Origin of the sequence: Domibacillus aminovorans (genome assembly GCF_001643235.1) — a bacterium.
Classification (GTDB): Bacteria; Bacillota; Bacilli; order Bacillales; family Domibacillaceae; genus Domibacillus; species Domibacillus aminovorans.
The window spans coordinates 28,504-54,597 of record NZ_LQWY01000023.1; the positions used below are offsets into that span (position 1 = coordinate 28,504).

29 protein-coding genes and 3 pseudogenes are annotated in these 26,094 nt (G+C 40.2%); 22 read left to right on the top strand and 10 right to left on the bottom strand.

The window, feature by feature from the left end:
- Positions 1-143: 143 nt before the first annotated feature.
- The 7 genes and pseudogenes from rbsK to AWH49_RS10005 all read left to right on the top strand — a co-directional run bounded on the left by rbsK (position 144) and on the right by AWH49_RS10005 (position 5,964).
- Positions 144-1,013, top strand: coding sequence for a ribokinase (rbsK, locus tag AWH49_RS09975; protein WP_063965572.1), 870 nt, complete (start codon positions 144-146; stop codon positions 1,011-1,013).
- 169 nt (positions 1,014-1,182) lie between these two features.
- Positions 1,183-1,413: pseudogene (locus AWH49_RS09980) on the top strand (ABC transporter permease); the annotation flags it as partial.
- Positions 1,414-1,691: 278 nt separating this feature from the next.
- Positions 1,692-2,204, top strand: coding sequence for a hypothetical protein (locus AWH49_RS09985; RefSeq protein ID WP_063965574.1), 513 nt, complete (start codon positions 1,692-1,694; stop codon positions 2,202-2,204).
- Between the two features lie 139 nt (positions 2,205-2,343).
- Positions 2,344-3,681 (top strand): DUF2642 domain-containing protein, encoded by a 1,338-nt coding sequence (locus AWH49_RS09990; RefSeq protein ID WP_063965575.1) that lies wholly within the window; start codon positions 2,344-2,346, stop codon positions 3,679-3,681.
- 76 nt (positions 3,682-3,757) lie between these two features.
- Positions 3,758-4,432 (top strand): hypothetical protein, encoded by a 675-nt coding sequence (locus AWH49_RS09995; protein ID WP_063965576.1) that lies wholly within the window; start codon positions 3,758-3,760, stop codon positions 4,430-4,432.
- Between the two features lie 152 nt (positions 4,433-4,584).
- Positions 4,585-4,902, top strand: a complete 318-nt coding sequence (locus AWH49_RS10000) for a VWA domain-containing protein (RefSeq protein WP_063965577.1) — start codon at positions 4,585-4,587, stop codon at positions 4,900-4,902.
- A 90-nt stretch (positions 4,903-4,992) separates the two neighbouring features.
- On the top strand, positions 4,993-5,964 hold the full coding sequence (locus AWH49_RS10005) for a Gfo/Idh/MocA family protein (protein WP_063965578.1): 972 nt from the start codon (positions 4,993-4,995) through the stop codon (positions 5,962-5,964).
- A 10-nt stretch (positions 5,965-5,974) separates the two neighbouring features.
- On the opposite strand, the gene AWH49_RS10010 is transcribed toward AWH49_RS10005, so the two are convergent.
- The 3 genes from AWH49_RS10010 to corA form a co-directional block, all read right to left on the bottom strand.
- Positions 5,975-6,718 (bottom strand): YqjF family protein, encoded by a 744-nt coding sequence (locus AWH49_RS10010; RefSeq protein WP_082862776.1) that lies wholly within the window; start codon positions 6,716-6,718, stop codon positions 5,975-5,977.
- A 108-nt stretch (positions 6,719-6,826) separates the two neighbouring features.
- The gene (locus AWH49_RS10015) at positions 6,827-7,282 is read right to left on the bottom strand and encodes a hypothetical protein (RefSeq protein WP_063965579.1); all 456 of its coding nucleotides are present in this window, start codon (positions 7,280-7,282) and stop codon (positions 6,827-6,829) included.
- Between the two features lie 105 nt (positions 7,283-7,387).
- Positions 7,388-8,332, bottom strand: a complete 945-nt coding sequence (gene corA, locus AWH49_RS10020; protein ID WP_018395274.1) for a magnesium/cobalt transporter CorA — start codon at positions 8,330-8,332, stop codon at positions 7,388-7,390.
- A gap of 164 nt (positions 8,333-8,496) precedes the next feature.
- Here corA and AWH49_RS20000 point away from each other — a divergent pair, with 164 nt between their 5' ends.
- From AWH49_RS20000 to AWH49_RS10040, 5 genes are all read left to right on the top strand, one after another.
- A complete protein-coding gene (locus AWH49_RS20000; protein WP_157723705.1) occupies positions 8,497-8,664 on the top strand; it encodes a hypothetical protein in 168 nt (55 codons plus the stop codon).
- Between the two features lie 124 nt (positions 8,665-8,788).
- Complete coding sequence (locus AWH49_RS10025; RefSeq protein WP_063965580.1) at positions 8,789-9,700, top strand: catalase family peroxidase; 912 nt, start codon at positions 8,789-8,791, stop codon at positions 9,698-9,700.
- 116 nt (positions 9,701-9,816) lie between these two features.
- Complete coding sequence (locus AWH49_RS10030) at positions 9,817-11,208, top strand: N-acetylmuramoyl-L-alanine amidase (protein WP_244886798.1); 1,392 nt, start codon at positions 9,817-9,819, stop codon at positions 11,206-11,208.
- 124 nt (positions 11,209-11,332) lie between these two features.
- Positions 11,333-12,040 (top strand): MBL fold metallo-hydrolase, encoded by a 708-nt coding sequence (locus tag AWH49_RS10035; RefSeq protein WP_063965581.1) that lies wholly within the window; start codon positions 11,333-11,335, stop codon positions 12,038-12,040.
- 10 nt (positions 12,041-12,050) lie between these two features.
- Entirely contained in the window at positions 12,051-12,617 is a 567-nt protein-coding gene (locus AWH49_RS10040) for a TetR/AcrR family transcriptional regulator (RefSeq protein WP_063965582.1), read from the top strand.
- Positions 12,618-12,702: 85 nt separating this feature from the next.
- Here the strand turns inward: AWH49_RS10040 and AWH49_RS21250 are convergent.
- Positions 12,703-12,810, bottom strand: a pseudogene (locus AWH49_RS21250) (AsnC family transcriptional regulator); the annotation flags it as partial.
- Between the two features lie 2 nt (positions 12,811-12,812).
- Between AWH49_RS21250 and AWH49_RS20350 the strand changes: the two are divergent.
- The 3 genes and pseudogenes from AWH49_RS20350 to AWH49_RS10050 form a co-directional block, all read left to right on the top strand.
- Positions 12,813-12,926: pseudogene (locus AWH49_RS20350) on the top strand (DJ-1/PfpI family protein); the annotation flags it as partial.
- A gap of 338 nt (positions 12,927-13,264) precedes the next feature.
- Complete coding sequence (locus AWH49_RS10045) at positions 13,265-15,427, top strand: type IA DNA topoisomerase (RefSeq protein WP_063965583.1); 2,163 nt, start codon at positions 13,265-13,267, stop codon at positions 15,425-15,427.
- A 93-nt stretch (positions 15,428-15,520) separates the two neighbouring features.
- Positions 15,521-16,000 (top strand): GyrI-like domain-containing protein, encoded by a 480-nt coding sequence (locus tag AWH49_RS10050; RefSeq protein ID WP_063965584.1) that lies wholly within the window; start codon positions 15,521-15,523, stop codon positions 15,998-16,000.
- A gap of 185 nt (positions 16,001-16,185) precedes the next feature.
- Here the strand turns inward: AWH49_RS10050 and AWH49_RS10055 are convergent, their stop codons facing one another.
- Positions 16,186-17,499, bottom strand: coding sequence for a purine/pyrimidine permease (locus AWH49_RS10055; protein ID WP_082862768.1), 1,314 nt, complete (start codon positions 17,497-17,499; stop codon positions 16,186-16,188).
- A 110-nt stretch (positions 17,500-17,609) separates the two neighbouring features.
- Between AWH49_RS10055 and AWH49_RS10060 the strand changes: the two genes are divergently transcribed.
- From AWH49_RS10060 to AWH49_RS10070, 3 genes are all read left to right on the top strand, one after another.
- Complete coding sequence (locus AWH49_RS10060; protein ID WP_063965585.1) at positions 17,610-18,806, top strand: class I SAM-dependent rRNA methyltransferase; 1,197 nt, start codon at positions 17,610-17,612, stop codon at positions 18,804-18,806.
- 223 nt (positions 18,807-19,029) lie between these two features.
- Positions 19,030-19,749 carry a glycerophosphodiester phosphodiesterase gene (locus AWH49_RS10065; RefSeq protein WP_063965586.1) on the top strand — a complete coding sequence of 240 codons (720 nt, stop codon included), beginning with the start codon at positions 19,030-19,032 and terminating at the stop codon, positions 19,747-19,749.
- A 123-nt stretch (positions 19,750-19,872) separates the two neighbouring features.
- Complete coding sequence (locus tag AWH49_RS10070; RefSeq protein ID WP_063965587.1) at positions 19,873-20,148, top strand: hypothetical protein; 276 nt, start codon at positions 19,873-19,875, stop codon at positions 20,146-20,148.
- 36 nt (positions 20,149-20,184) lie between these two features.
- Here AWH49_RS10070 and AWH49_RS10075 read toward each other — a convergent pair whose 3' ends face one another.
- The 4 genes from AWH49_RS10075 to AWH49_RS19175 all read right to left on the bottom strand — a co-directional run bounded on the left by AWH49_RS10075 (position 20,185) and on the right by AWH49_RS19175 (position 22,263).
- Entirely contained in the window at positions 20,185-20,421 is a 237-nt protein-coding gene (locus AWH49_RS10075) for an STAS domain-containing protein (RefSeq protein WP_063965588.1), read from the bottom strand.
- A 69-nt stretch (positions 20,422-20,490) separates the two neighbouring features.
- On the bottom strand, positions 20,491-21,591 hold the full coding sequence (locus tag AWH49_RS10080; protein ID WP_063965589.1) for a GerAB/ArcD/ProY family transporter: 1,101 nt from the start codon (positions 21,589-21,591) through the stop codon (positions 20,491-20,493).
- A 7-nt stretch (positions 21,592-21,598) separates the two neighbouring features.
- Entirely contained in the window at positions 21,599-22,045 is a 447-nt protein-coding gene (locus AWH49_RS10085; RefSeq protein WP_342341786.1) for a Ger(x)C family spore germination C-terminal domain-containing protein, read from the bottom strand.
- Positions 22,042-22,263 carry a hypothetical protein gene (locus AWH49_RS19175; protein ID WP_244886799.1) on the bottom strand — a complete coding sequence of 74 codons (222 nt, stop codon included), beginning with the start codon at positions 22,261-22,263 and terminating at the stop codon, positions 22,042-22,044. The genes AWH49_RS10085 and AWH49_RS19175 overlap by 4 nt, the downstream gene beginning before the upstream one ends.
- 123 nt (positions 22,264-22,386) lie before the next feature.
- Between AWH49_RS19175 and AWH49_RS10090 the strand changes: the two genes are divergently transcribed.
- Entirely contained in the window at positions 22,387-22,611 is a 225-nt protein-coding gene (locus AWH49_RS10090) for a YczF family membrane protein (protein ID WP_063965590.1), read from the top strand.
- Between the two features lie 42 nt (positions 22,612-22,653).
- Here AWH49_RS10090 and AWH49_RS10095 read toward each other — a convergent pair whose 3' ends face one another.
- Positions 22,654-23,838 (bottom strand): chromate transporter, encoded by a 1,185-nt coding sequence (locus AWH49_RS10095; protein WP_157723706.1) that lies wholly within the window; start codon positions 23,836-23,838, stop codon positions 22,654-22,656.
- Between the two features lie 353 nt (positions 23,839-24,191).
- Between AWH49_RS10095 and AWH49_RS20355 the strand changes: the two genes are divergently transcribed.
- The 3 genes from AWH49_RS20355 to pdxR are packed head-to-tail and all read left to right on the top strand — an operon-like array spanning position 24,192 to position 26,044.
- Positions 24,192-24,362, top strand: a complete 171-nt coding sequence (locus AWH49_RS20355) for a hypothetical protein (protein WP_169815988.1) — start codon at positions 24,192-24,194, stop codon at positions 24,360-24,362.
- 36 nt (positions 24,363-24,398) lie between these two features.
- Entirely contained in the window at positions 24,399-24,596 is a 198-nt protein-coding gene (locus tag AWH49_RS10105) for a hypothetical protein (protein WP_018395296.1), read from the top strand.
- Between the two features lie 14 nt (positions 24,597-24,610).
- Positions 24,611-26,044 carry a MocR-like pyridoxine biosynthesis transcription factor PdxR gene (pdxR, locus tag AWH49_RS10110; protein ID WP_063965593.1) on the top strand — a complete coding sequence of 478 codons (1,434 nt, stop codon included), beginning with the start codon at positions 24,611-24,613 and terminating at the stop codon, positions 26,042-26,044.
- The last annotated feature ends 50 nt before the right edge of the window (positions 26,045-26,094 follow it).

Consider the following 26,094-nt stretch of genomic DNA (forward strand, 5'->3'; position numbering starts at 1 on the left):
GTGTTAGTACGCGCGAAAATGGAAAAGGTTTCGGAATAATTGAAAAATGATAAACTAAAAGAAAAGAAGCGTAGAAAATGGGAATGAATATTAAGTACTCGTCGTAATTGTCGTACGGGAGATGATGAGAGAGGTTGAGGAGAATGGTGAAGATTACAGTAATCGGCAGTTCATCTATGGATCTAGTCGTAACAGCGACAAAACGTCCGAATAAAGGAGAGACGATACTTGGCGAGTCATTTAAAACGGTGCCCGGTGGAAAAGGAGCGAATCAGGCAGTAGCTGCCGCTAGGCTTGGCGCGGACGTATACATGGTGGGATGTATCGGTATGGATGCGTTTGGAGAAACGATATTGGAGAACTTTAAAAACAATCGTGTTCATACGGACTATGTAGAAGCCGTTACACAAGTGGAAACGGGAACAGCACACATTACGCTAGCAAACGGAGACAACAGTATTATTGTCGTGAAAGGAGCGAATAATTTTGTCACACCGGCTTTTGTAGACCGAGCGATTCATGTCATTCGTCAATCAAATATTGTGCTTGTTCAGCAAGAGATTCCAGAAGAAACCGTTGAGTATGTAAGTGAGCTATGCGCGATAAACGATGTACCGCTTTTATTAAACCCGGCACCAGCACGTCCGATTTCAAAGAATGTGATTGAGAAAGCGACCTATATTACACCAAATGAAATAGAAGCAGCAGCGTTTTTTACCAATATACATAATTATCCTAATAAGGTGTTTGTTACAGAGGGAGAAAATGGTGTCCGTTATTTTGACGGGGAGAAAGAAGTAGTCGTGCCTTCATATCTAGTTGAACCTGTTGATACGACGGGAGCTGGTGATACATTTAATGCAGCATTTGCGGTGGCGTTAGCAGAAGGAAAAGAACTTAAAGAAAGCCTTCAATTCGCTAATCGAGCAGCATCGCTATCTGTTACAAAGTTTGGTGCACAAGGCGGTATGCCGACGCGCGTGGAAGTGGAGGAAAAACGTCATCCCCTTTGAGATGAATGATAAAAGAACAACAAACGAAAGATTTAGACATGAGCGTGATGATAACACGGCGAACATATCAGGTCTTGAACACCTAGGTTTAGCCGCACGTCGCAAGGAAAAGGGATATTTGTGGAAGAAATCGAGCATTCATTAAGAGAACAAGTAACCATATCCACTGGTGATCGCGCAAATTGGTTCATACATTCCATTTACATCGCCGGGTGTACTGTTGATCCGCTTCTCGCTAGTTAAGGAATGGCCGTGGACGAAGATTATCATTTCACTCGCCATTCTTGTCATCAGCATTTGGCTGTTCATGAAACTCGCCGGAAAAGTATTCAAAATCGGCATTCTCATGTACGGGAAAAACGCCACACCGAAAGAAATATGGAAATGGGTGTGGAGTTAAGAAGCGGATAAAACGACAGAGTCTTCAAATGTGACGATGGATATACGATAAGTACAAATGAATTAAATCATTTGAGGAAGTAACTACTAGAAAGCCGGTCGTTATTTGACTTCAGCAAGGTATACTAGCTCTATAATTGACGTTCAATCAGGAACTTGTTTTACGGGTTCCTGGTTTTTTTATTTGGACAATATCTCCAACTGGGCGAATGAAGCAGTACAACATCTTGCTTCCCGCATATAATTACAGAGACTTTCTAAACAGGAGGAGAAGGATGAATGGATAAAGAAATACTATGTTCTTTAGTTGGCAAAGCTGTAAAGGTAAACCGCGGCGGTCATGATTCCAGAGTTGGACAATTGCTGGCAGTAGAGGAAGATTACTTTGTGCTACTCACTAAAGAAGACGGTGTTCTTTATTATAAAGGCCACCACGTCAAAAGTTTAACGAATAACTTGAAAAAGGGTCTCAATTTCAACCTCTATGCACCTGAAGATTTCGAGTATATCCGGAGCAATTGTTTTAAAGATGTACTGTGCGATTTAAAATATCACTGGGTTACAGTTAATCGTGGCGGTCACGAGAAGTATGAAGGCGTGCTGGATGATGTGCAAGATGAGTATATTACAGTGGTTGCGAACGAAGAAGTCATTCGCATTGCCATGTTTCATATTCGCAATATTAGTTATGATCTGAAAGTTGAAGATTGTGAAGAAGAAGATAAAAAAGAAAACGAAGAAAAAAAAGAGAGTAAAAATAAAGATGAAAAAAGGAAAAATAAAAGCGAGTAATTATCGTCAGAGACAGACAGTGTGACCAGCATCGCCACTTTTGAATTAGGGTGAGAGACAAGGAATTGTTTCAAATTCGTTTAAAGTGGCTTTTCTCAATTTTTAAAAAAAAGGGATAAAACCTGTGAGGGGGTTAGTCATGTCAAGCCCTTATTTTTCAGAGACACTTAAAGCGCTTATCGGGTATTCAATCGGTATTTTTTCAAACGATGGAATCTTAATTAAAGGAAGTTTGGTTGACGTTAAAGAGGATTATATTATTTTGCAGAACGAGAAAGAAGAGCACTTTTATCATCATCTTAACCAAATTAAATCCGTTTCAAAAAACACAAAAGATAATCAAACGAACAAAATAAATCATGATTATTTACAGGCCGAGAAGTTACAGGAAATTTTAGAACAATGCAAACAAAGATGGGTCACAATTAACTGCTACAATGATCAAGTGCTGACCGGTTTTCTTAGCAAGGTCTTTGATGACCATCTTATTTTAATTAGTGGTGAAGAAAAGGTTATTATGCAAAATTCATATATATCCACTATTTTTTCGGGATTTTATGAAGAAGGTGATTCCAACGCAACGAACAATTCAATTGAAAATGGGACGTCTACAAATAGCGAAACAGAAGCGACAGATCATTCAAATGAAAATGAAGCATCTACAAATAGCCAGTTGGACGCAATAAGTCATTCACATGAAACATCTGCTGCTAACGAGACAGAAGCAACAGATCGCTTAGACGCACTTCAGCATAATGATGAAGTCGAACAAAAAGAGGAGTTAGATGATGATCAAGTAGAGCTGGTGAATTCATCTTTCGAAACAAGCGAGGGAAAAGCAAGAGAAATGAATTCATTTACTGCTGATTCTTCTTTGCGAAAAAATCGTGTAGATAAATCTCCATTTAGAGAAAAGGAAATCGAGGAGATTGACTCCACCCTGTACGATCGAAAACTTCGATCAAACCTAGTTACCCGTAAGAAAAACATCCGTTATGATTCAGGGACTTTTTCTCGTTTAAAAGATCTCCAATCTCAAACATACCGAAAGAACAAAAAATTAAAATACAGCAAAAAAGACGGAAGACTGCAAGCAGAAGAAAAACAAAGCGTTATACAAACAACTAAAAGTAAGAAAAACATTCGTTATGATTCAGGGACTTTTTCTCGTTTAAAAGATCTTCAATCTCAAACATACCGAAAGAACAAAAAATTAAAATACAGCAAAAAAGACGGAAGACTGCAAGCAGAAGAAAAACAAAGCGTTATACAAACAACTGTACAGGTGGCAGAAGAAAAACAAGATTTCATACAGCCTGTTTGGACACAGGAAGAAAAAGAAAAAATGCTCGAAACACAATATTATTCACTGATGAAGCAGGCGGAAAAATCTCAAAATTTCTCACTGATGAAACAGGCGCAAAAGGATTACATGAAGTTAAAAGAAAAACGGATGCATCGGGAACGAATAAAGTAATAGAAGGCTATGTTTTTCTCTTTCCTTATTTTAGGATTACGTGGTTTTATGAAAGGGATAGGGAGGTGAGTCGTTGATGAAGTTACTCAAAACGTATGTGGGAGAGTTCATTCATCTAGAACTTGTAGGAAAGAAGGAAGTGTCGGGTGTACTAATTGATTTTGGCAGCGATGTTCTTGTTTTGCGTAAACAAGATGAGTTTTATTATATTCCATTAATTCATATTCGAGAGATAAGACTGTTATCAAAGGAAGAAGCCGATTCGTTCACACAATTTGATGCTATCACAGCGCCGCCACTCGCTGATAAGTTATCTTTAATAGAAATATTGCGTGCAGCTGAGAAAGGGATCTTTGTTGAATTAAATGTTACAGCCCACCAGCCGGTCCACGGACATATCACACATGTGATGAATGATTATATTGTCTTTTTCTCTCCTGTTTATCAAACAATGATTATTCCATTACAACATATAAAATGGCTTATTCCTTACCCTGCTTCCTCACATCCTTATGGATTTAGTCAATCGATCCGTCAAGAACCGAATGCTCCAGTTAAGCTATTCGCCCGAACGCTTGATAAACAAATCGAAAGTATGCAAGGTGCATTTATTACATGCAATATCGGGGATAAAGAAAGTATGAGTGGAAAACTTATCCATAAAGAAACAAATTTTCTCGATTTGATGACTGTAAAAGAACAAGATGTTCATGTAAATGTACATCACATAAAAGCAATCGCGTACAGGTAGAGATTAATGTATTAACAAATGAAATAATGAAAGTGAACAAAACTGTTTCCGACAGATAGAGGGAGCAGTCTTTTTTATTGTAAAGGGACCTTTTTAAACGGATTCTCTAGAAAGTATAGGAATATTGACATTTCCTGTCGAATATTTTAACGATGGATGAATCATTAACGAAAAGTATGCTGCAAAGCGCTTCGTATGAGCCATTGTTTTGGCAATTCATGGCTATAGGCAAATCGAATAAATCTTTGAAAAAGAAAAAGGGGATGTTCAACTCCCTTTTCACATCTGATTTTCGTTTTCTAGAAGCATTAGATGACATGAGCGGCCGCTTCATCGATAATGCCGATTTCTTCAGCATCGAAGACCCGTCCTCCATACCGGATGACGAATTGTACAATTTACTGATGCAAGAATATCCGGCTTGGGTAAAAGAAGCACGTTCAAAAGGATTGCTGCAAGGCCACAAATAAAACGTATGTACATATTCAAATGGAAACCCTTTAATCAATCAACAAAACATGGTAGATTAATGAAAGAAGATAGGAAAGAAGGGATATAACATGAATGTAGCAACAATTGGAACAGGTTGGATTACAGAACAATTTGTGGATGCAGTAAGGGAAAGTGGAAAATTGACGTTTGCCGGTGCGTATTCCCGATCTGCAGAAAAAGCAGACAAACTTGGAGCGCCGCGCGTGTTTACGGACTTGAATGAGTTAGCGGCTAATAAAGAGATTGACGTTGTGTACATTGCGTCACCGAATTCTCTTCATTTTGAGCAAGCCCTTTTGTTAATGAAAAATAAGAAGCATATTATTTGTGAAAAACCGATGTTTTCGACGACAAAAGAGCTGGAAGAAGCATTTAAAGTGGCTGATGAAAACGGTGTCTTTTTGTTTGAAGCATTCCGTAATCTATACACACCGAACCACGATCGGTTGAAAGAAGCGATTGAAAAAGTAGGGGCTGTGCGCCATTCGTTCTTCCAGTTTATAAAGTATTCATCCCGCTATGATAACGTGCTCGCAGGCGAAGAGCCGAATGTTTTTTCACCGGCATTTTCTGGTGGTGCACTCGTGGACCTAGGTGTTTATCCGATTAGTTTTGCTGTATCATTGTTCGGAAAACCTAAGAATATCTCTTGTCACGTGATGATGTTGCCAACGGGTGTAGATGGAAGCGGATCAGTCGTTCTCGATTACGGGGATCATACGTGCACAGCGATGTATTCAAAAATTACAGATTCGCATTTGCCTGGTGAAATTGGCGGAGAAGAGGGCACGATCGCCATTGATCACATCGCACCGATTACAAGTATCGAGTTCAAAAACCGCCGAACAGGTGAAAAAGAACAGCTTGCTGTACCAGAAGAAGAGAACGACATGATCTATGAAGCAAAAGTGATAGCCGAGATCATTGAATCAAACGATCAAGAAAAATACCAGTATTTCCGTAACGTAAGTGAAATTGTGATTCAAATTATGGAAGAAGCACGCAGACAGAACGGTATCGTTTTTGATGTAGAAAAATAAAAAAATGTGTTTATCGAACCTTTTGCAAAGGCCAGGTAAACACATTTTTATTACTTGAAAAGTGTAGAAGAGGTTCGTTTTGAAAGGAATGCCGCGGTAAGAACGAAGCCATCGTATTGTGATAAAGGTCAGCCTGTGCTTTTGTAATTCTCCAGCGGTCATGGTGGATATCGCCACGATAAAGAGAATTTCCTTTTAAAGTCCAGAAACAATAACGTTCAAGAAGCCAGTATTCAAGGCTTTCCTTGTCCGGTACATAAATGCTCGATGATTGTTGGTAACTTGCCTGAAAGAGTTCATCTGGGCTGCCTGGGTGCTGCCGCTGGCTTGTGTAGTGCACAACCGGATCTTTTATCATCATCTTCATGCGGGCATGTTTATAGGGAAGAGCAGTTCCTATTTTTGCACCGGTGACAATCGGCCACTTATTGGCATCCAGACTAAAAAAATAAACGCCGGGAATCCCTTCATAAGTGACGTATGTCCGGACATTTAATTCCAGATAAGAATGATAAAACGGAAACTTCGGCATGCCGTGCAGTCTTGTATGATGGGTTTGAAAGGGGATGAGACTAACCCATGCTGCACCATCACATATGTCTATCTGAAGCTGCGCAGGTATATGCGCTCTTAAAAGATCAGCAGAAACTGGCCAGTGGGCAAACAGCATATTGGTCCATGTTTGTTTCATAATCCATGGTGAAGAAGGTAATGGGTACGGGCGCTGTTCCACTTCCATAAATTCTGTATACAAATTGTACAGTCCTTTCAAGTAATTTTATTATTTCCCGGGAAATAATAAAACAGACTAAACTCGTTTAATGGATTTAGTCTGTTTATTACTCGATGCAATTAAATCGTATTAGTATGATTTTTGCGGCGATCTTTTCGGCTTTTCAGCCTTTTCCAGAAACTCTGTTAATTTTCCGTTTGTATCATCAATTAATGTCTTCATTTTTTCTACATCAGGTTCATCTTTTTTCGCTTCGGCGATGAGTGGGTACAGGCTTTCCTCAATATTTTCATAATCGTCCGGATATTGCTCTTCTATTTCTTTTTCAACAAGATCCCAATGTTCTTCCAAGACTTTTCCGGCTTGTTGAATTTCCCCCACGTTATCAGGATCCTCTATACTCGCTTTCAGTTCTTTTAAAGTCCCAACAACGTTGTCTAGTTTGTTCGGCATAGTTCGGGCATGTTCTTCAATAGTATCTGTTTGATTATCTCTGACAGGCTGCTCACTTTCATTTGTACCGCAGCCGGCGGCAATCAAAACCATTAGAGCAAATGAAGCTGAAACAGAATAGAATTTCTTCATAGCGTTCTCCTTTAATACCGTTTATCAACAGTATGAACAAAAAACGCAATTATAAACGGTGCATTTCAAATCGATGAAAGATTAATGACCAACCGCCGTCAGAACTTAATCATCCTGTTTGAACCATCCTTTTCGCCAAAAAAACGCAAACATCGAAAGCGCGATGCCGCCCATCAAACCGAGCGCCATAAAGTAGCCGTAATGCCATGTTAATTCAGGCATATGGGTGAAATTCATCCCGTATATGCCGGCGATAAAGGTGAGCGGCATGAAAATCGTCGTAATGACAGTGAGCGTCATCATAATGTTGTTCATCCGGTTCGAATTGACAGATAAATAACTATCGCGCATATCTTTTGTCAGCTCTCGGTTCGATTCGACAATCTCCGTCAGCATAATCAAATGATCGTAAATATCTTTAAAATATACTTTGTTTTTCTTGGATATTTGTACGCGGTCTGAATTCAGCACGCGATACAAAAGTTCACGCATTGGAAAAATAATGCGGCGCAGCTTTAATAATTCTTTTCGAATGTCAAATAAATCATTCGTTTTGTAATTGTCTGCGTCTTCCGCTTCTAATTGAATAAGGCTGTCTTCGATTTGATACACACTCGGGAAAAAATGATCGACGACTTTGTCGACGAGATGATACAAAATATTAACGGGATGTTTTATTTTTTTCGGCTCAAGCAGCCGTTCCCAAATGGTATCAACTTCAACGGACGGTTTTCGGTGAAATGTCACGATGAAATTCTCGCACCAGAATATATCGAGCTCCTCCGGCGACAGCGTTTTTTGATTGACGGATTGAATGATCATAAAATCATAGTCGTCGTAATAATCAAGCTTCGGCCGCTGAATAAAATGAAGACAGTCTTCAATCGCCAGCGGGTGAAAAGCAAAAAAGTCGTTTAATATGTTTGTTTCTTCGTCTGTCGGTACATTTAAATCCACCCAGTACCATTGAATATGTTCTCCGCGCAGTTCCTCAAGCGGCACATCGCGCAAAATCGTCTGATCGATCGTCATTGCAGCCGTTCTTATCATGTAATCACCTTTTTCATTGTATCGAGCCTTTATCATTATAAACAATATGAATGGTAAACGGCACTGAAAACCGGTAATATTTCCGGAAAGAGGTGAGGAAATGGCCGTGAAGAAAAAAGTAGCAATCCAGAAGCCAAATATACCAATGCTGGAAGAAATCGAATTTGAGCGGTGGTGAGATGAATCAGGCAAATTTCGCCGATACATCCATGAAAGGGCTCGATCTTAGCAGTAGTTCGTTTAACAATATCATCGTTTCATTTGACCAGCTGAAAGGCTGCGTCACATCGCTGGAGCAGGCCATGGGCTTTGCACGGGCACTTGGACAATAGGATGGTTTAGTTTTTTCACGGAAGATGTTTGAATGAAAGGAGCCATCATGGATCATAACTGGATCTATGATGGCTTTTTATTTTTAAAAAGTGGTAAGTAATTAATAAAAATGGAGGCAGAAAGATGAAATTAAATAAACCTGAGTTAGCGAAACAGGCTGTTGATTCAATTGAAAATATGGCAGGAACGTTTCCTGGGTATCGGCGGGCACATGCAAAAGGTGTGTATTGTCAAGCTATCTTTACACCGAATGGAAATGCGACACCGTACACGACAGCTGCTCATTTGCAAAAGAAAGAAGTGAAGGCGCTCGTTCGTTTTTCTGATAGCTCACCGAATCCGAACATGGTGGATATCCTTTCGCCAGTAAAAGGAATGTCTGTTCAATTTCAGCTACCAGATGGAAACGTGACAAATCTTGTTAGTGCGACGGTGCCCGTTTTTATTACGAAAACACCGGAAGTATTCGTTGAGATGCTTCGCACGCTTGGAGATAAATCGAGCCTTCGTGATATCGTAAAAATGTTAATCAACTATCCCGAAAGCAGAGCGGCTTTTCACATTATGAAAAAACTGCGGCCGTTTATTAGTTATTCAACGAGCCGCTATTTTCCGATTCATGCGTTTTATTTCATAAATGAAAAAGGGGAGCAGCAGGGGATTAAATATGAATGGGAACCGGACGACAATGTAAATATCAAGACGAAAAAAGAAGCGGTTATGCATCCGGTTGATTACTTAGATGAAGAGCTAGAAAACAGGATGGCAACAGGGCCAATTGGCTTTCGTTTAAACGTCTGGCTAGGTGAAAAAGGAGATTCCGTTAATGATTCAACGGTTATGTGGCCGGATGAACGGAAAAAAATCACGCTTGGACATTTATCGATCACGAACAAACTGGAACATCAGGCAGATGATGTCGTATTTGATCCGACCGTTATGACGAATGGGATTGCGTGCACGGACGACCCGGTTCTGCATTTCCGACGTGAAGTGTACTCGGTTTCATTTGACAGACGTTCAAAAGGGAAGTAAGCCTTATTATTTTCCTAATATGTCAAAATATTTTAAAAAATGATAAACACTTTTTGCAAGTTCATATATACTAAATAGTAGATTAAGAGGAATATTTAGTGAATGGAGGCAAAAAGGTGAAAAGGTTTTTGGTTGTTGCTCTGTCATTTCTTATGATTGTTACTCTTTTTGGAATAAAACCTGTTCAAGCTGCTGGTTTTATCGATGTTCCTTCTCGGGCATTGAAGGAAGTTAATTACTTGGTAGAAGGCAAAATTGTGAGTGGGACATCGACGACAACATTCACGCCGAATAAAACAATTACTCGTTCAGAAGCGGCTGTTTTCATCGGGCGTACACTTCAGCTGGACGGAACACAGCGGCTAACAGGCTTTACGGATTTGGGCTCCAGCAGCTTTGCGTCGGGTTATGTACAAGCAGTTGTAGAAAAAGGAATTATGTCAGGCTATGATGGCAAGAAATTTCTTCCATATAAAGCTGTAACACGCGGTGAAATGGCGATCATGCTGGCAAAGGCATTTGGCTATTCATCAAATGCTGAAAAAGCATTGATGGATTTAGGCATCGCAAGCGGTCTTTCAGATGGAACGTTTGGTTCGAATCAAACGATCACTCGGGCAGATTTCGCTGTCTTTTTGGCACGGGCCATTAATCCCGAATTTCGATTGAAATCATTCGGTGACTTTACAAGCAAACGTTGGTCAACGGCAGGGAATTTAAACGTTCGTTCAGGCCCTTCTACTTCGTTTGCCTCATTAGGGAAAATTGCTGCGAATACAGAAGTAGCCGGCGCTCATTCCGTTGGTGGATGGACCTATGTGAAAATAGGGAATACTGTTGGTTTTATCAGCTCCTCTTATTTGAGCAGTACAGGAACAGATGTCACGACACCTCCCGTGACAGAAGGCAGTGATGCACAGCTTTCAAGTCAAACGATTATTCTCGATCCGGGTCATGGCGGCACGGATTCAGGAGCGGTTGGAAATGGTCTGAAAGAAAAAGATGTTGTGCTGAAAACGGGACTTCAAGTGAATGACTTATTGAAACAAACGCCATTTAATGTGAAAATGACTCGTTCTACTGACACGTTTATTAAATTGAAAGACCGGTCTACTTTTGCCAAAAACAACGGTGGTAATATTTTCGTCAGCATCCATGTGAATTCTGCATCAGCCAGTGCAAGCGGGACGGAAACCTATTATTATGCAGCAGGAAATCCGCATGTGGCAGACAGCAAATTGCTCGCAGCGAAAATTCAGGCACGTATGTTGGCCGCATGGGATTTAAATGATCGTGGAGTAAAACCAGGAGACTTCTCTGTGCTTCGTGAAAACAATATGCCAGCAGCACTAGCGGAGCTTGGGTTCATTTCCAATGCAGGAGATGCAGCCAAAATGAAGTCGGATTATTCGATGAAGATCATGTCAAACGCGATTTACTGCGGTATTCTCGACTACTATAAAGCGAAAGGCTATAACGTAGACTCACTTTATAAAGTAGCCGAGTAAATCATACATAAAACGAGCCTCCAATGATTTTATAGTCAATGGAGGTTGTTTTTTTGTTGTAATAACTAATGTTATTAGTTATTATAATAATTAAATTAGTTAATTGAAGGAAAGGGGAAGAAATATGCGTCTTACGAAAATCGGATCGTTCTATCAGCTGTCATTCATGCCGCGTTTTTTTCCAGTTAACTGTTATATTGTTGAAGAAGAAACATCGCTGACACTTGTCGATGCGGCGCTACCCTACAGCGCGAAAGGCATTATGAAAATGGTGAAAAAACTTGAAAAGCCGATCAAACATATCGTGTTGACACATGCGCATGAGGATCATATTGGAGCAGTTGACGTGTTAAAAGGATTTTTACCGGATGTGCCCGTTTGTATATCTGAGCGGGATGCACGGCTGCTTGGTGGTGACGTATCGATAGATCCGGAGGAAGCACAGAAGCCGGTGAAGGGCGGCGTTCCGAAAAAAATGAAGACACGGCCGGATATTCTGTTGAAAGAAGGAGACCGGATAGGATCACTTGAAGCGATTTATTCTCCGGGACATACGCCAGGTTCGATGTCGTTTATCGACAGGCGGAACCGCAGTTTAATTGCTGGCGATGCTTTTCAGACGAGAGGCGGCATGGCGGTGAGCGGTACAGTAAAACCGTTCTTCCCATTCCCGGCACTTGCGACATGGGATAAGCAAACTGCGATTGACAGCGCAAAGAATTTATATTCGTTTCAGCCTTCCATTCTGGCAGTTGGTCATGGAGAGATGCTGGAGCAGCCCAAGAAAGCAATAGAACGGGCAATAATGGATGCAGAAAAAAAGATGAAATGAGGACATTGGAATGGCACCAAGAGCAGGCATAGATGTAGATACCATTTTGCAAAAAGCAGTTGAAATAATTGATCGGGATGGTTATGAAGACTTATCAATTGGAAAATTGGCCGGAGCATTATCAATTCGCCCCCCCTCTTTATATAACCATATAGGCGGTCTATCAGAGTTGAAACAGAGGCTGGCTGTATTTGGCTGTGGGAAATTATATGAACAAATGATTGGAGCCGCTGTCGGACTCTCGGGCGATGAAGCGGTGTATGCGCTCAGCCTGGAGTATGTTTACTTTGCACGTCAGCACCCGGGTTTGTATGAAGCGACGTTTCGCGCACCAGACCTTCATGCACCTGATTTAAGAGAAGCGCAGGAAAAAGTCGTGCAGATTGTTGTTCAAGTGCTGGCTGTATATAAACTGGATGAAGAAACAATTCTCCATATGGTGCGGGGATTGCGCAGCATGCTTCACGGTTTCACGTCCATTGAGCAGACAGGAGGATTCGGTCTGCCGCTCAATCTTGATGAAAGTTTTCACATGATGATTAAAACGTTTTTGAAAGGACTTCCAATCAAAAAATAATTTGCAAAATTTATGTTCGACTTATTAAAACAAATAGTCGAATATAATAAAGGATGAGAAAATTAAAAGTGGTACTTTGTAATTTGTGACAAAAACTTGCAAGAGCTTTGCAGTCCTTGGATTCAAATAATATAAGAGCCATGATGTTCCGTCCTAATTTTTTTAGGGACACGTTCGTATGATAACCTTCAATTTATAACTTCTGCGAATCCAGCTATTGGATTTGATGTTGCTTTTCTCTTACTTGAAAAATTAACTTCAGAAAAAAACGTCAAACATGTTAAAGAATTAATGGAGTTTGAAATTTGATATTAAAAAAGAGGTTATATTACTGGTAAGATGGTAATATAACCTCTTTTTTCTCGTTTGGGGGTACTTAATTCCTTTAGGTTGATGGCGTTGGGGAAGCACCGACTATTAATCACATTTCCCATGCTAAATCTAAAATCTTTGACAATAAACAAAGAATCTTTCATTAAATATCTCCTCTTATAACGATTGTAATACATTTAACTATAATTAGTGCTCTGGGGCTTATAACTATTTTACTTGTATGCAGATTTATATAGGTTATTTTACGTTTATAAAAAAGTCGAATAAGGCTTATATCTTTAAAAATATACAATAAAGGAGAGTGAACCTCGTAAATGGGACTTGTATTAATTTTAGCAGAAAAGCCATCTGTATCTAAGAATATTGCAGATGCACTGAAAATAAAAAATCGACAAGACGGTTATTTTGAAGGAAACGGCTATATTGTTACATGGGCGTTTGGCCATTTACTTCAACTATACGATGCAAAAGATTATGATGACAAAATGTCCACATGGAAAATGGAGAACTTTCCTTTTATCCCGTCAACATTTAAATATAAAGTAAAAGGTGATCCAAGAAATAGAGAAAAGCCAGACAGAGGCGCGAGTACGCAATTAAAAATTATTCAAAGGTTGATGAAAAGGCGAGATGTAGACGCTATTATTTCTGCTTGTGACTATGATCGAGAAGGTCAATTAATAGGGGACAGTATCATTTATAACCTCGGAACAGATAAAGACGTTTACCGGTTATTATTAAATGAATGGACACCGGCTGAGGTTATGAAAGGGCTAGAAAATATGAAGCTGAATTCAGAACTGAAGCCTCTACAAGATGCGGGAGTTAGCCGTCAATGGGCGGATTGGGCAATTGGAATAAACTTAACATCAGTGGCAACCCTTAAATATCAAAAAGGTAAGGGAAAGGCCTTAAATATTGGACGAGTATTGTTACCAACGTTAAAGATTATCTATGACCGAGATACAGAAATTGAGAACTTTGTTCCAGAAAATTATTTTAAGCTTCAAGCTACTTTTAAAACAAAAGATGAACAAGAATATGAAGGAACATACGTTGAAGGAAAAGAAGAGAAGTTTAAAAGTAAGGAAACGTTAGAAGCGATTCAACAGGCATTAATAGATCAATCCGCCATTGTGAGTGACAAGCAAGTACAGAAGAAAAAGGAGTATCCACCGTATTTATTTAACCTTTCTAATTTGCAAGGGTATATTACGAACAAATATAAAGGTTGGACATCTGATAAAGTATTAAAAGTAGCTCAATCTTTGTATGAAAAAAAGTTCATTACGTATCCACGAACATCCAGTGTAGCTCTAGAAGAAAGTCTCGTTGGTAAAACAGCCAAGGTATTAGAAACGTTAACGGAAGACCTGCCATATAAAAGTGAAATCAAATTTGTGAAGTCTAAAAGGATATTTGATAACTCAAAAGTAGAAAGTCATAGCGCTATTGTTCCTACTTATTTGAAACCTAAAAAGCTGACTACAGATGAAGAGCAAGTATATACAGCCATAAAAAACAGATTGATTATGCAGTTTATGCCTGTAGCAGAGTACGAAGAAACAAGAATTGAAACGAAAATGAAGAACATAGATTTAAAAGGTTTATTTGTATCTAAAGGAAAGGTACAGCTTGTAGAAGGGTGGAAAAAAGTAGAGAAAATTCAATCTAAAGATATGATTTTACCGCTCGTTCAGATCAATGATCATGTTGATATGATCAATCACGAAATTACATCACATGTGACAAAGTCGCCAAAACAGCACACGGAAAGAACATTGCTGCGAGTAATGGAGACATGTGGTAAAAATTACGATAGCAATGAGGAAAGTGAAGAAAATATAAATACGATTTTAAGTGGCTTTAGTATAGGAACACCAGCGACAAGAGCCGAAACGATTAAAAAGTTAAAAGATGTTGGATATATCACTGCTGAAAATAAAAATCTGTTTTGCACACAATTAGGCAGAATGCTGGTTGAGACGTTTCCAATTAAAGATTTGTTTGATTTAGAATTTACAGGACGCTTGGAAAAATCTTTGTTTGATATCGAAAAAAGAAGATTTAGCAAAGAAGAATTTTTACAGGTAATTTTTGATTTTACTACGAAGTCTGTACAGACGATCAAAAGCGAACAAGAAATAACAATTAAAGAAGTCGTGACGCAGCGCAAAACAAATGAAGTGCTGGGGAAATGTCCTGTTTGTGGACATGACGTAATTGAAGGTCAAAAAGGGTTTGGCTGTAGCAATTGGAAAAGCGGTTGTAAGTTTGTTATTTGGAAAAATGACAAGTTTTTAACTGCAATGAAGAAAAAACCGACGAAAACGATGGTGAAATCACTGTTGAAAAATGGAGTTGTGAAAGTAAAGGGATTAACAAGCAAAAAAGGGAATAAGTTTGATGCAATGTTAAAGTACGAGAAAAATGCAGATAATGATTATTTTAGCTGGAAGATGGAGTTTGATAAATAGTGTAAAAAAGGTTTCATAATAGCAAAAGGGATTGGAAAATTACAAACCTATAACCGACTAACGATATAGATAAATCTGAAAGGAGCAAAACCAATGAAATATCACATTGTTGAAAGAGATGTATTTCAAGCAATAGGGGTTAAACGAGAATTTTCATGTGGTGTAGAAGGTATAGGAATTCCAGGTGTACCAGCATTTTGGGATAGAGTTCATAAAAGTGGAACAGCTAATCAATTGTACCAATTAAACAGTGGACAAATTAAAGGTCTATTAGGTATTATTGAAAATTTTAATGAAGAGAAAAACACGATTGATTACTGGATTGCTGCAGAATATAGCGGTGACGTGTTAGATGAATTATCGACCTTTGAATTTCCGGCCTCTAAATGGGTCGTTTTTGAAGTACGAGGGCCTATCCCAATCGCTCTAATAAATGCATGGAAACAAATTTATTCAGAATGGTTCCCATCTAATCGATATGAACCAGCTGCAATAGCACCTATTGAAGTATATAAAGAGCCTGATCCTACCAAGCCTGATGCATATTCTGAGATCTGGGTGCCAATTAAGTAAGGAAATACATTGCAGTAAACAGGAAGAAATTGCTTGAGAGCGGGAAGACGAATTTAATGAAAGGTTGTAAAGGAAAAAGTTCGTTTGATGCGTATATTTGTCTGGAAGGATCAAAAAGAAGGTACGATTCAGTTTGAGTTTAAAAAAGCGGCCTTGCATGGAATGCAAAGGTCGCTTTTTTAAACTCAAACGCATTTCTGACCACTCACCTTCGAATTACGCTTACGCCAGATTAGCCATTGTTCATATATGAGCGCCACGACGGTTCCGGTGATAAGTCCATTTGAAAGTGTAGCGGCGATTGCGGCGGGTAGTTCAGCAACGCTGTCGGGCGGCAGGAACATGAAGCCGACACCGGTCATTAAACCAATTGCCGCGACTTTAAGTGACTGTTCTGTGTTTTTCGCACTGGCAAGCTCGTGAAAAGCCATGCGAACCATGCCGGTGAAAATAACGAATGTAACGGCATACGCAACAGGAGCAGGCAGTGCTGATAGTAACAGCATCGCAGCCGGGAAAAAGGTGACGATTACGACGATCAGGCAGCCAAAAATAAACGGCAGCAACGCGCGCGTTTTCGTTGCAGACACGAATCCGGCTGCTCCGGAAATAGGTACCGGTCCGACAGCTGAAAAAGCGCTGGCAATAAAATGATTGATTCCGGCGAAAATACCGGCTTGCTTCACTCGGTTCGGCACTTCTTCGTGAAACTCCCTTTTTAATGTCCCTTCCATGACACGGATCGATGCCATCATATTGGCGATTAATAAAAGCGTAATGAAAAATGATGTGATCATCATACCAGGTTCTATGACGGGCGGACCAAAAACGAAAACATCCGGAATGGATAGAGCCGCTATCCCATTGAAAACCGGCACTTCTGCTTTTTGAAGAAGAAGAAATACGAGCCACCCTACAAAAACGGCAATCAAAACAGAGTATCTTCGCAACAGAGCAATCCGGTGACCGCTTATCCAGAATGTGAAGGCCATTGTGATTGCGCATCCTAAAATAATGAGACCGTCGACTTTGCCTGATTCATTAGGCAGCCCCATCATTCCTTTAATAAATGTACCGCTTAACTGAAGAACGAGCAGCAGTAAATAAACGAATGTGATGGTCGGTGTAAATAGCTCTTTCAATCGGTTCATGAGACCAGTAGCCGCGAATAAAATAAAGAGTAAACCGCTATAAAGCATGCCGCTTTGCAGTACTTGCAGCGTAGCATCTGCAGTCGTGTATAATACACCAACGAATCCCGTGTAAATGGTAAACACGCCCCACCATAATCCGGCAGGTCCTTCATTAATAGGAAGTTTGTGGCCAAACAGACTTTGCAAAATACCAGCGATACCGAGAACGAGCATCGTACGCTGAATAAAGGAGGCTGTATCCGCACCGTTCAGATGAAAAAGTGCCGCAATGGCAACCGGTGCGGCAATAGATGAAGCAATTAAAAATACAGCCCATTGCAAGGAACCCGCTATCATTTTCATCATCGTTCACTAAATCCCTTCAATACTGTTTTTCTCATTGTAACATAAGAAGAATAGATGCCGTTTTTATGTGAACTTTGATAAGATAAAGAAAAAAGCTTATGGGGGCTCTGATGAAAACAATTGTAAATGTGAAAGTGAACAAAAAAGCAGCGGTGAAGCTCCGAAAAGGGTACCCGCTTATTGAAAAAGACGCGGTGGAAAACAGTAAAGTACTCAAAGAAGAAGGAATGATTATCCGTATTCTCGATGAGAAGAAGAACTACATTGGCACGGGTTATTATGGTGTGCAAAATAAAGGTGTAGGATGGGTGATTACTCGTGAGCCGGAAGAGTACATTGACGCTGCTTTTTTTACGAAAAAAATCGAAACAGCACTGAAGCAGCGCCAGCATTTGTTCGACGATCCGGACACGACGGCATTTCGCGTCTTTAATGGAGAAGGAGATGGTGTGGGCGGGCTAATTATTGATTATTATGCCGGTTTTTACGTCATTCACTGGTACAGTCTCGGGATTTATTCATTCCGAGAGGATCTTCTCGCTGCGATGAAAGAGAAGGTTGACTATATAGGAATCTATGAGAAAAAGCGATTTGATCAAAAAGGAAAGTATATAGAAGATAATGATTTTGTTGCGGGTGAACGAGGTGAATTTCCGATTATTGTGAAAGAAAATGGTGTGAATTTTGCGGTCGATTTAAACGATGGTGCTATGACAGGGATCTTTCTTGATCAGCGCGATGTAAGAAAAGCGATTCGCGAGCGCTATTCAAAAGACGCAGAAATGCTCAATATGTTTTCATACACAGGCGCATTTTCCGTTTGCTCGGCTCTTGGCGGGGCAAAAAAGACAACGAGTGTCGATGTAGCAAACCGAAGCCGTGCCAAAACAATCGAGCAGTTTGAAGTAAATGATCTAAATGCTGGTGAACATGAAATTGTCGTCGATGATGTGTTTCAATATTTTAAGTATGCGGCACGGAAAGAGCGGACATTTGACCTGGTCGTTGTTGATCCGCCAAGTTTTGCGAAAACGAAAAAGCGTACGTTCAGCGCAGCAAAAGATTATATAAAACTGCTGAAAGAAACGATTGATTTAACGAAAAATAACGGTGTGATCGTGGCATCGACGAATAGCAGCACCGTTGATTTAAAAAGGTTTAAAGGGTTTATTAAAGATGCCTGCAAAGAAAAAGGAGTAGCTTATTCTATTCTAGAGCAGTATACGCTGCCGGATGATTTTCGGACGATCGAAGAGTTTCCGGAAGGCAATTATTTAAAAGTGCTTTTTATCGAAATAAAAAAATAATTTTTTGAGTGTGAATGTAGAATATATAGTGAAAAAGATCTTGCAGGTATACATTGCAAGATCTCTTTTTTATATTGTTATCATATACACTTCTCTAATTTGTCCATTTCTGTTTTTCGCAAGAACGGTACTGCCATTCTTATCAACTGCCACAATTGTGACTTCTTTTCTTTTTTCACGTAAGATGATCGTATAGACATTTATGTGAAAGGGATGGGGATACATGAATAAAAAACCTGCTATTTTCGCTCACCGGGGCGCAAGCGGCACGCATCCGGAAAATACGATGGCGGCATTTGAAGCGGCGGTTCGTTTAGATGCAGATGGCATTGAGCTTGATGTGCAAATGACAAAAGACGGTGAAATTGTGATCATTCACGACGAAACAGTCAACCGAACGACGAATGGAAAAGGAGCCATTGAGCGAATGACATACGCGGAAATTGCGGAGCTTGATGCAGGAAGTTGGTTTCATCCCAAGTTTGCAGGCGAAAAAATCCTAACGCTGGATGAATTTTTGACCTGGGCGACGGGAAATACTATGCAAATTAATATTGAATTAAAAACGAATAAAGTGCCATATTACGGTATCGAGCAAAAAGTTCTTGAGTTGATTGACATATATAATATGAGAGGAAGAGTGATCATTTCATCCTTTAATTCGGAAAGTGTTGGCCGTGTGATTGAACTTGATCCATACATTGCAGTGGCAGGTCTCGTTTGGCGTATTCCGCGTGAAGCCGTAAGGGCTGCGAAAAAGCTTGGGTTGACCGCGCTGCATACGCAAATACCATTTGCACTGAGTGAATACGGGAAGGAAGCGATTAATAGCGGGATGCTGCTCCGGCTCTATACGATTAACGACGTGAAAGAGTGGAATCGTGTAAAGGGAAGCGGTGTTCCTGTGGAAGCGATCATTACTGATTTTCCAGAAAGATTTTAATGAGTAAGGAATAACAGTTATTTTTTTGCTTGTGCAACAGTCGTCAGTTTAACTCCGCATCCACAAATGGTACTGTGCTTTAATTTTTTCAATTGTGTATGGCAGCGAGGGCAGATTTTTTTCATGCTCATGTTTTCTCCTCCTTTTGAGGTAAAAGAGATATCCCAACTTCGACTGGATATCTCTTTTTGTCGTTTAGTTGATAGTATAATAATAACACTTCTTATACGAAAGTCAATATCTGTTTATAATAATTATAAATTAGGGAGGCAAGATCATGTTACTGGATCAGCTGGGTGTGCAGATGGAGAAGATCAAGATAATGGGATAGACGATGGCGAAGTAGACGATAAGCTAGACCCAGAAAATAATCCTCAAGATGAGGAAAAGGAACAATAAATAAGTTGATTTTATGTTTAAATACTCTGTGTTTAGTCAGTTGAGTAACACAAACTCAATCTGATTAGAGCTGCATTCTTCTAACACGGCAGAAATCAATAAATCAAAATAGACTATATCGAATTCACCGATTAAAGGCAATGCAATGGTATTGCTCCATACTTTTAATATAGGAATGGATAAAGCGTTAATTAACTTTTCTTTCTCTTTTTCTTCCTCTGTCCTCGTTGTCACGTCCATTAGCATAATGACATAGCCTTCAACATTTAGCACGAATTTTAATCAAAAGTAAACACCTGAAATGATGATGACGAATAAACGATAAAAGTGATCTTATCCTTTCTAGGTTGCTTTCTTTCTGTTTTTTAAAAAAGCAATGATGAGAAGGAGAACAGGGATGATGACTTGAAATGAGCGATCGATATATGGCCCTACAACCACCCTCCATTGTTGATCATATTCCGCATAATTGCTTGCAGTGACTATGGATACAAGTAAAACGACTATTCCCATCGGATAAGCAAGACGGGAAGGATGTTTCACCTGAAATAAATGAGACGCTCCCATCACCGCCACATAGAAAAAGATACTTATCTTTAAAAAACCGCCGATCATCACAAAAAGGATAAAATAAATATCCAAACGCTCCAAAAATCCAGCTACTTCAATCGACTGGATCGAAGCTAGGGAAGGAAATTGGGCATGTAAGGCAAGATCAACACCGAGAACACTTATGTTACCCGCTGCGAAAAGTGACAATAAGAGGCCACTCATGCCTATTGCCCATAATCCGGTCCGTTTCACTTTTTCACGTTCCTTGACATAAGGAAAAATCATCGCAAATACGATGATTTCTCCAAATGGAAAGTACAATGTGTCTGTGAAAACGGTTTTGATCACCGGCGGAAGTCCTTCTTCCAGTACCGGTTTTAAGTTTTCGAGATGAATAATGCCTGAAACGATAATTAAAAGGACACCGCTCACGAGAAGCAGGCACATGCCGACAAACAACACTTCACTGGTTCGGGCGATGACTTCAATTCCTTTATAAACCGTATAAACAATCACCAGAATGAATAAGGCATTGATGATAAATAAAGGGGTTGCGGGGTAAGCAGTGGTGACCAGCATTTCCCCAAAATTGCGCAGTACGTCTGCGGCTGTATACACAAAATAGAGAACATAACAGAAGGCAAGTATTTTTCCTAAAACGGATCCTAATAATCTTTGCACATATTCCGTCGGCGGAAGATCCGGATAGTAGCGGTAAAGGCCATAAGAAATGAAAAACAGGCAAAAACCGCCGGCCATGGCGATGAGAACCGCCAGCCAGGCGTCCTGTTTCGCGTCTATGGCAATCGGGAAAAATACGGCACTGCTGCTAGTGTCAAATAAAAGAATGAGTGTGAAGAGCTGATAGGCACTTATTTTCGCTTTTTCCATAATATGATCACTCTCCTTCCTTTTTCAACGTTGTATGAAGGGAGTTGTTGACTAATCCCGTGCGGCGTATAAGCGCCTCAACCTTTACGTCGACGTCTAATTCCGCAAACGTACGGTCATCCCACTCCTTTTCAATCTTTTTCCACGCTTTTGGGTCGGTACGGTGCACGACTTCGCCAAACCCGAAAATGTCCGATTTGTCTTTTTGCGCTTGCTGGACCGCTTTTTCGATTTCGCTCTTGATTTCTTTTTCAAGCTCCTTTTCAATCTTTTTAATGACGTGCGGATCCGTCAGATCCACTGGCACTTTTACTTCCGCAATATCTCCTTCTGCTCGCGTTGAAATCGATAGTTTTGGCTTTCCATTTGTAAGGGTCGCAGAGACCTTCGTTTTTTGACGCATCACTTTATAGGCAATGGCTTTTTTCTCTTTTTCCCAACTTGTGCTGACTATTGTAGTTTTGAAAGAACCGCTGCGTCTATTTTTGCGAGAGAGCCGATTTTGACTTTTCGAATGACAATATCCGGGCTGTTTCCAGTGATTCGTTTGATGTCCTCCAGATTTTTGGAGAGAGAAAAGTCGATCATGACAGAAGACTTCTGTGCATAGATCTCTTCTTTTGGCTGTTGTGGATTGCTTCTGTTTTTCTTTTGTTTAAAGAATGAAAGCATCGTATTAACTTACCTTTCTTTCTTTTTTCATCCATTCTGTCCGAGTATTTCTAGTCCTATACATTATTGGTTGTTTAAACAGGTAAGGAAAGGACACACTATGTGTCATGGAGCGTGATCGAAATGAAAAACCTTACCATTGCGATATTTATACTAGCTTGTTTAATTCTTTTTATGTTCGGTATAGATAAAATGATGGGCCTTAGTATGAGGGATGCAATACGAAATGTAACGAATCCTTTTTACGTCATGCATGTAGCAGAAATGATGGTGTTTTGTGTGCTGATTGCAATGCTGTTCGTACGTCCTTTTCTTGATTTTCATAATAAAAGAAAGGAAAACAAATGAAAAAAGGAACAGATGTGATCTGTTCCCTGAACGGTTCTTTAGTCAGTATGTAGAGAAAATAAGCATACCACCAACAGCTCCTGTTACAACAACTATCCATGGCGGCAGTTTCCAGTAAGCGAGCATACTGAACAAGATCGCAGCAAAAGCGAAGTCAATCGGTTCCATAATCGAGCTTGTCCATATAGGTGTGTAAAACGCTGAAAGCAAAATACCGACGACAGCCGCATTGACACCTGTAAGCGCCCCTTGAATTTTCGGGTTGTGACGAAGCCCATTCCAGAACGGAAGAGTTCCGACAATGAGTAAGAATGCCGGCAAGAAAATCGCAAATGTTGCCAGTAAGCCGCCTTGCCAGCCGTTTACAACTGTACCGATGTAAGCTGCAAAGGTAAACAATGGACCGGGCACAGCCTGCGCTGCTCCGTAACCGACTAGAAATTCTTCTGCATGTAACCAGCCAGTTGGCACAAATTCGCGCTCAAGAAGCGGCAAGACGACGTGGCCTCCGCCAAAGACGAGTGCACCGGCACGGTAAAAGCTATCAAACATGGCAATCCAGTTTACTGATGTTATTTCACGCAAAATTGGAAGTGCAATAAGCAGTCCGAAAAAGAGAGCGAGACAAAATGTACCGAATCGGCGTGATACAGGAAATGAGAAGGATACGGATTTGTCTGGCACGTACTCCTTATATAGAAGAAACCCGGTGACACCAGCTAATATAATGATACCAACTTGTGTAAACACCGTTTGCCAAAGTAATGTAATCGTGAGTGCAGCGAGCGCAATCGCTTTTCGTTGAAGGTCAGGTGCTAATTTTTGCGCCATGCCAAGAATGGCGTGAGCGACGACCGCAACAGCGACAATTTTTAACCCGTGAATCCATCCGGCATCCCTAATGTTAAGCCCTTGCAATATGAGAGCAAAGATAATTAATGCAACGACTGACGGCATGGTAAAACCGATAAATGCCATAATCCCGCCAATGACACCCCCGCGCATAACTCCAATTCCAATCCCAACCTGACTGCTGGCAGGTCCAGGTAAAAACTGACAGAGTGCCACTAAATCAGCATAGCTTTTTTCATCCATCCATTTGCGTTTTCGCACATACTCCGCATGAAAATAACCTAAATGCGCAACAGGTCCACCGAATGACGTCAAACCAAGCTTTATTGATACAGTCAAAATTTCTATTAACGTGTTGAAATCTATTTTTTTCATAATCATCCTCTTATTCATTTAGCATCGAATATCGTCATTGATTTTAACATTCGTTTCTGATGTAATTCAATCGATGTACTAGATCTTTACAGAACATTAATAAAACGGTTACAAAATAGAGCAAAATGGCCACTAGCGTCGTCTTTATGAAGCGCCGTTCGGAAATTTGTAATAATTGATAAAGCCTTTCCTGCTATGATAAGGGAAAGGTTTTTAAAATTGGATGGGGAAAATAACAAGAAATTGGATGGCCCTTTTTTGACGATCTTTTCTATGATAAAGGATGAGGGTATGGCGGTTAAGTGGATGGTGGTACCACTGTTTGTGTTCCTTGTATCTCATACTGTGAGGGTGTGGAAGCTTGTTACATTCATGCCGCTGTTTTTAAGCTCAGCGGCAACGGGTATAATGAACTAAGGGATGTTTTTATGATCGAAGGAGCCAGACTCGCTGTCGTTATCATGGGCAGCATATTTGTCACACTTTTTGTCAGTGACCGGCTTGTTAGAAAAGAGGAACGCTAATGGAATGGATTATAATAAAGGAAAGGAAGATAAAAAATGAGTATAGCTATTGCCATAATAATAATTATTTTAGCTGCTTCACTATTCGGTACATTTTTGGTAACGAGACGGGAAGAGGCGAAATACGGGGAATCAACGAAGCGTAATACTGTTAATTTATCGATTATTTATTTGATCATGTTTGTCGTATTCACAGTTGGGACAATTTGGTTTATCGTTACGGCTATTTCATAAAAGAAGGTGATCATATGGAATGGAGACCGGATCGGACTGCGAAAAAAGCAGTGTATAAGCAAATTGCCGATTATATTGAACAAGGCATTTCCACCGGTCTGTTTTCACCGGAAAGTGTACTGCCATCAGAACGTCTTCTGGCGAAAGAGATCGATGTGAACCGGAGTACAGTCGTCGCGGCGTATGATGAACTGCAGTCGCTCGGCATTGTCGAGCGGAAAAAAGGGAGCGGTACCCGCATCAGCACCAATATATGGGGGATATCACATAAGCGTATTCCAAACTGGGGCCGGTACATGGAAGACGGCTCTTTTTTGCCGAATTTGCCGCTTGTCCAACGCATTCGTACCGAAAATCAGAATCGGCATCTGATTAACTTGTCAAGTGGTGAATTATCGCCTAGTCTATTGCCGAGTGAACAATTTAAAACGATGATGGCGGAAATCCCGTTTCTCGGTCACCTAGGCTACGACCATCAACAAGGAAATGTGTCACTGCGGGAAACGATTGCGGAGCATGTGAAAAAATATAAAAACATTCACACGTCACCGTCGTCGATCTTAATTACATCCGGAGCACAGCAGGCACTTCATCTCATTATTCAATGCTTGCTTAAATCAGGTGATACGATTGCAATTGAAGATCCGTCTTATTGCTATTCATTGCCGGTTTTTCAATCTGCCGGATTAAATACGTTATTGTTGCCTATGGACCGGCATGGCATTAACCCGGACGATGTTATCGCACTCCACAAAAAGCATCGCATCCGCATGCTCTTTTTAAATCCGGACTATCAAAATCCGACGGGTGCGAAAATGAGTATGACACGCCGAAAAAAAATTCTCGAAATCTCAACCGAACTTGGTATTCCGATCATTGAAGATGATCCGTATTCATTAACATCTTTTAATGGCAAAGTGAGTAATACGCTGAAGGCGATGGATGAAAACGGAAATGTGCTTTACATTAGTTCTTTATCAAAAATTGTTGCCTCGGGACTGCGAATTGGCTGGGTAATCGGGCCGAAAAACGTCATCGAGCGTCTTGCTGATGCAAAACAACAGGTTGATTTTGGCCACAGTATTTTTCCGCAATGGGCTGCGAATGAATTTTTGAAATCATCGTCATTTGATGAGCATGTTGATATGATTCGCAAAGAATTAAAGGAACGACGAGATGAAATTGTCAAAAGTTTTGATCGCTATTTAAAAGAAGAGGTGGATTATTTTATTCCAGAAGGCGGCATTCACATCTGGTGTCGGCCGAAAAAATCAGTCAACGAAAATCAGCTTCTGGAAGAATCAATGAAACGTGGCGTTTCATTCGTGCCAGGCAGTGTCTTTGGTTCACAAAAAGGCTATATTCGTTTTACATTTGGAAGGGAAGAAACGAGTGTTATAAATGAAGGAATAGCGAGATTTGCAGAAGCACTTTGCTGTTGTCAATAAAATGATAAATCGCTGGCCACATAATATATGGCCGGCGATTTATCATTTTT

Excerpts from the sequence above, each read along its gene's own strand:
- rbsK (WP_063965572.1), top strand. The coding sequence starts at position 144 with ATGGTGAAGATTACAGTAATCGGCAGTTCATCTATGGATCTAGTCGTA.
- AWH49_RS09985 (WP_063965574.1), top strand. The coding sequence starts at position 1,692 with ATGGATAAAGAAATACTATGTTCTTTAGTTGGCAAAGCTGTAAAGGTA.
- AWH49_RS09990 (WP_063965575.1), top strand. The coding sequence starts at position 2,344 with ATGTCAAGCCCTTATTTTTCAGAGACACTTAAAGCGCTTATCGGGTAT.
- AWH49_RS09995 (WP_063965576.1), top strand. The coding sequence starts at position 3,758 with ATGAAGTTACTCAAAACGTATGTGGGAGAGTTCATTCATCTAGAACTT.
- AWH49_RS10000 (WP_063965577.1), top strand. The coding sequence starts at position 4,585 with ATGGATGAATCATTAACGAAAAGTATGCTGCAAAGCGCTTCGTATGAG.
- AWH49_RS10005 (WP_063965578.1), top strand. The coding sequence starts at position 4,993 with ATGAATGTAGCAACAATTGGAACAGGTTGGATTACAGAACAATTTGTG.
- AWH49_RS10015 (WP_063965579.1), bottom strand. The coding sequence starts at position 7,282 with ATGAAGAAATTCTATTCTGTTTCAGCTTCATTTGCTCTAATGGTTTTG.
- corA (WP_018395274.1), bottom strand. The coding sequence starts at position 8,332 with ATGATAAGAACGGCTGCAATGACGATCGATCAGACGATTTTGCGCGAT.
- AWH49_RS10025 (WP_063965580.1), top strand. The coding sequence starts at position 8,789 with ATGAAATTAAATAAACCTGAGTTAGCGAAACAGGCTGTTGATTCAATT.
- AWH49_RS10035 (WP_063965581.1), top strand. The coding sequence starts at position 11,333 with ATGCGTCTTACGAAAATCGGATCGTTCTATCAGCTGTCATTCATGCCG.
- AWH49_RS10040 (WP_063965582.1), top strand. The coding sequence starts at position 12,051 with ATGGCACCAAGAGCAGGCATAGATGTAGATACCATTTTGCAAAAAGCA.
- AWH49_RS10045 (WP_063965583.1), top strand. The coding sequence starts at position 13,265 with ATGGGACTTGTATTAATTTTAGCAGAAAAGCCATCTGTATCTAAGAAT.
- AWH49_RS10050 (WP_063965584.1), top strand. The coding sequence starts at position 15,521 with ATGAAATATCACATTGTTGAAAGAGATGTATTTCAAGCAATAGGGGTT.
- AWH49_RS10055 (WP_082862768.1), bottom strand. The coding sequence starts at position 17,499 with ATGATGAAAATGATAGCGGGTTCCTTGCAATGGGCTGTATTTTTAATT.
- AWH49_RS10060 (WP_063965585.1), top strand. The coding sequence starts at position 17,610 with ATGAAAACAATTGTAAATGTGAAAGTGAACAAAAAAGCAGCGGTGAAG.
- AWH49_RS10065 (WP_063965586.1), top strand. The coding sequence starts at position 19,030 with ATGAATAAAAAACCTGCTATTTTCGCTCACCGGGGCGCAAGCGGCACG.
- AWH49_RS10070 (WP_063965587.1), top strand. The coding sequence starts at position 19,873 with ATGCTCATGTTTTCTCCTCCTTTTGAGGTAAAAGAGATATCCCAACTT.
- AWH49_RS10080 (WP_063965589.1), bottom strand. The coding sequence starts at position 21,591 with ATGGAAAAAGCGAAAATAAGTGCCTATCAGCTCTTCACACTCATTCTT.
- AWH49_RS19175 (WP_244886799.1), bottom strand. The coding sequence starts at position 22,263 with ATGCTTTCATTCTTTAAACAAAAGAAAAACAGAAGCAATCCACAACAG.
- AWH49_RS10090 (WP_063965590.1), top strand. The coding sequence starts at position 22,387 with ATGAAAAACCTTACCATTGCGATATTTATACTAGCTTGTTTAATTCTT.
- AWH49_RS10095 (WP_157723706.1), bottom strand. The coding sequence starts at position 23,838 with ATGAAAAAAATAGATTTCAACACGTTAATAGAAATTTTGACTGTATCA.
- AWH49_RS10105 (WP_018395296.1), top strand. The coding sequence starts at position 24,399 with ATGAGTATAGCTATTGCCATAATAATAATTATTTTAGCTGCTTCACTA.
- pdxR (WP_063965593.1), top strand. The coding sequence starts at position 24,611 with ATGGAATGGAGACCGGATCGGACTGCGAAAAAAGCAGTGTATAAGCAA.